Below are 2,755 nucleotides of genomic sequence, written 5' to 3'. Positions count from 1 at the left end.
GGGATAGAGGTAGACCTTCTGCACCTTGGCGTCGGGACGCATCATGGTGGTGAGCTCCAGTGAAAACGGGAGCTCAGCATCCAATGATCAGCAGGCTATGGGCAGGTGGGGTTTATGGAGCGGATACCAGCAGATCAGCGTCGCCCATAGGTCAACCAGTAGCAGTCTTTGTACCACGCAGGTTATGCACCCAACATGGCGAAAAGATCAACACCATGGGGTCACCTCGAAGAAGCACGCTGGTCACTATTTAAACCGTTCGGCGGCCTTACACTTGACCTGCTCTCGTTCACGTCTTTTCGATAAGGCTAGTCTCGGCTGACGGCAACATTAGACTTCCGTCTGAAACGACATGGAATTTTTCTAAGTGACTTTCTATGAAGGTCTGACCCTGCTCGGTCAGTAGATTAATACTTTTGTTGAGAACGGCAATATCATTATTTAGCTCTTCCAAGAATTTTTGTGCTGTAATTATAATATTGGCTAGACGCTGATCCACGGATTTATAGAGAATGTTTTTTGCGAACTCATTTCCTGCAAAAGACTCCTCGATTTTCTGAATCTCCATATAAGCCTGATGGTGAGCGCTATCTTGGAGCTCTTTATATTTTATAGTTTTCTCATAAACTAGATCTTGAGCCTTTTCACGCAAATCCAATTGCATATTGCCAATTGCATTTATTGCGCTTATATTTAATGCAGTTAGCTTTTCCTGATATTTCATAATAGCATCAGAAACTGCTTGCATTCTTTGGAAATCCTTATCTTTCCTTAGAGTATCAATTTCCGTAAGAATTCGTTGTACTTCAGTTTTTTTCCTGATTTCAATATCTGCATCTAGATTCCGACTATTCTCAGATAGCTGAGCCTCAAGAATTTTTTCTTCCTTCCTGATTTCAGCCTCTAGTCTCTGCCTGCGCTCTTCTCTCTCTAGTTCTCTGGAGTGCTCGCGCGCTTTAAGTGGCTCTCTAGCCCAATCAGTAACAAGCTTAATTGGCTCATAAATTATGTCGTCGAGTTTGTCTAGGACGCTATACCAAGCCATCATTTCCCCCCATCAGTTCCTTGAATGTTCTATCGAAGATCGTTTTTGATTTTTCGCTCTGATACCGAAGCACTTCTAACTTCTTGTTTGCGCCAGCGCTTATTTCAAGAAGACTCCCTAGACTTAATATATAGTCAGCAGCCAGCACCTGAAGCTCGTCACTTTGCCAGCTACTACCCGATCCTTTGTCAGCAATGAATCTTTCAAGTAGGGCTTTATAACTTTTCAGAAACGCATGCGTCGACGCATCACGATCAAGATGCTCCTGGCTTTCAAGAGCTCTCTGCAGAATTTGTCCAAAAGTGACCGGATGGCTTATCAACCACTCAAAAAAAAACTTACGCTGCGCAATTTCCATGCTACTTGGCGACGTTTCATACTGAAACATCGCCGAGTACAAACTGGGACTTTCTTGCAGAAAACCACCTGCAAGATTTTGCCTAGAGAGCTTTAAGCTCTGCAGGCAAAGTTCCAACTCACGCGATTTCATTCGATTGCGGGCGGCCAGCTTTGTCCACTGACTCCTTAGCAAATTTGCGTATTTGCCCTACCATATCGAAGGTATTTTCCTCCACAAGACCCGACGAGAAATCAAGACTTTTTGTGTAACTGGAAACCAATTCTTGAATCCATTTACTGGCCACATCACTAGCCACCTGCGAATCCTTAAGAGTTTCCGATACATCTTTTAGTGTATCTGAGAAAAATTTTGCCCTTTCCTTCCTCAGGTCTTCTTGGAGTGCGCCTACAAATTTTATCTCTTCCTTGAACTCTTTAATTAGGCTCAAGTAATTTTTCTCGTACTCAAATAGTATACCTAGACGATCTTTTATGTGGGCAGTAGTTGCCGCTTCAGCCAAATTGGCGCGGACTATTTTTTTGATACCTTCTCTAAGAGAGGCGTCGAGATCAACGCTTGCCAAATATCCATCAATCGCAGCAACGACATCAGTGTGGTTTGCCATGAGCTTACTTTGATCCTCTGTTTTGTTACTCTTATAGTGTTCAACTATTCTGGCTACGCGATCGCGTGCGAGTAGGCTTTTTAGATCATCAATCCCTGGCACTGCAGAGCTCCGCCGAGCAAAATTAAGGTCGCGGCATCATTGTGATATCAATCGCTTTTTTATATCAATTCAATCAATGCGTCAAGTGGATAGATGCAGCATTTAACGAAATTTATCTCGAGAAAATCGCTCCGCCCTTACGATAATATTCCCGATTTATTTAAATAGCATTTCTCAAACCAATATGGCGAAAGCTTAATATCTTTTGATCGGCTAAACCTGGGAATTTCAAAATATCTCAAAGCAATTGAGCACATCTCTTCGGGGGTTATCACATGCATCGATTAACTTCTGACGGATGCGGTTATGTATCATCAGTTGAAAGTGGCTTGTCCCTGCGCGATGCTTTGAAGATACCGGCTCAGCGAATGCGACTAATTTGACTCGCTCACCTAGAGGAAACCCTGCCAATCTGAAGCATTAAGTTTGCCTCCTTACTTTTAGTGAGCCGTTCAGTAGCTTCAACTGCACAACAAATATAACTAATAGAATACTCAATCAACCCCATAAGGCTCGCTAGGGATGGTCTGAAGTAGCCCTGCATTTCCGGCCGACTTCTGCCCTTGCCGATTTTAAAAGCGGCGATTCGACCAAAATCGGTCAAGTCATCCGCTCACTTCGGTGTTTTTAGCCACCGCGAGCA

General features: G+C 43.6%; 3 protein-coding genes. All 3 read right to left on the bottom strand.

The features are described from left to right. Positions 1–289: 289 nt before the first annotated feature. The 3 genes from ACFW0B_RS25700 to ACFW0B_RS25690 are packed head-to-tail and all read right to left on the bottom strand — an operon-like array spanning position 290 to position 2,112. Complete coding sequence (locus tag ACFW0B_RS25700; protein WP_449151785.1) at positions 290–1,048, bottom strand: hypothetical protein; 759 nt, start codon at positions 1,046–1,048, stop codon at positions 290–292. Further along, on the bottom strand, positions 1,032–1,535 hold the full coding sequence (locus tag ACFW0B_RS25695) for a hypothetical protein (protein ID WP_449151783.1): 504 nt from the start codon (positions 1,533–1,535) through the stop codon (positions 1,032–1,034). The genes ACFW0B_RS25700 and ACFW0B_RS25695 overlap by 17 nt, the downstream gene beginning before the upstream one ends. Continuing rightward, the gene (locus ACFW0B_RS25690) at positions 1,522–2,112 is read right to left on the bottom strand and encodes a hypothetical protein (RefSeq protein ID WP_449151782.1); all 591 of its coding nucleotides are present in this window, start codon (positions 2,110–2,112) and stop codon (positions 1,522–1,524) included. The genes ACFW0B_RS25695 and ACFW0B_RS25690 overlap by 14 nt, the downstream gene beginning before the upstream one ends. Between the last annotated feature and the right edge of the window lie 643 nt (positions 2,113–2,755).

The organism is Metapseudomonas phytobenefica (assembly GCF_043392685.1).
Classification (GTDB): Bacteria; Pseudomonadota; Gammaproteobacteria; order Pseudomonadales; family Pseudomonadaceae; genus Metapseudomonas.
This window is presented reverse-complemented; position numbering and strand designations above follow the sequence as displayed.

Excerpts from the sequence above, each read along its gene's own strand:
- ACFW0B_RS25700 (WP_449151785.1), bottom strand. The coding sequence starts at position 1,048 with ATGATGGCTTGGTATAGCGTCCTAGACAAACTCGACGACATAATTTAT.
- ACFW0B_RS25695 (WP_449151783.1), bottom strand. The coding sequence starts at position 1,535 with ATGAAATCGCGTGAGTTGGAACTTTGCCTGCAGAGCTTAAAGCTCTCT.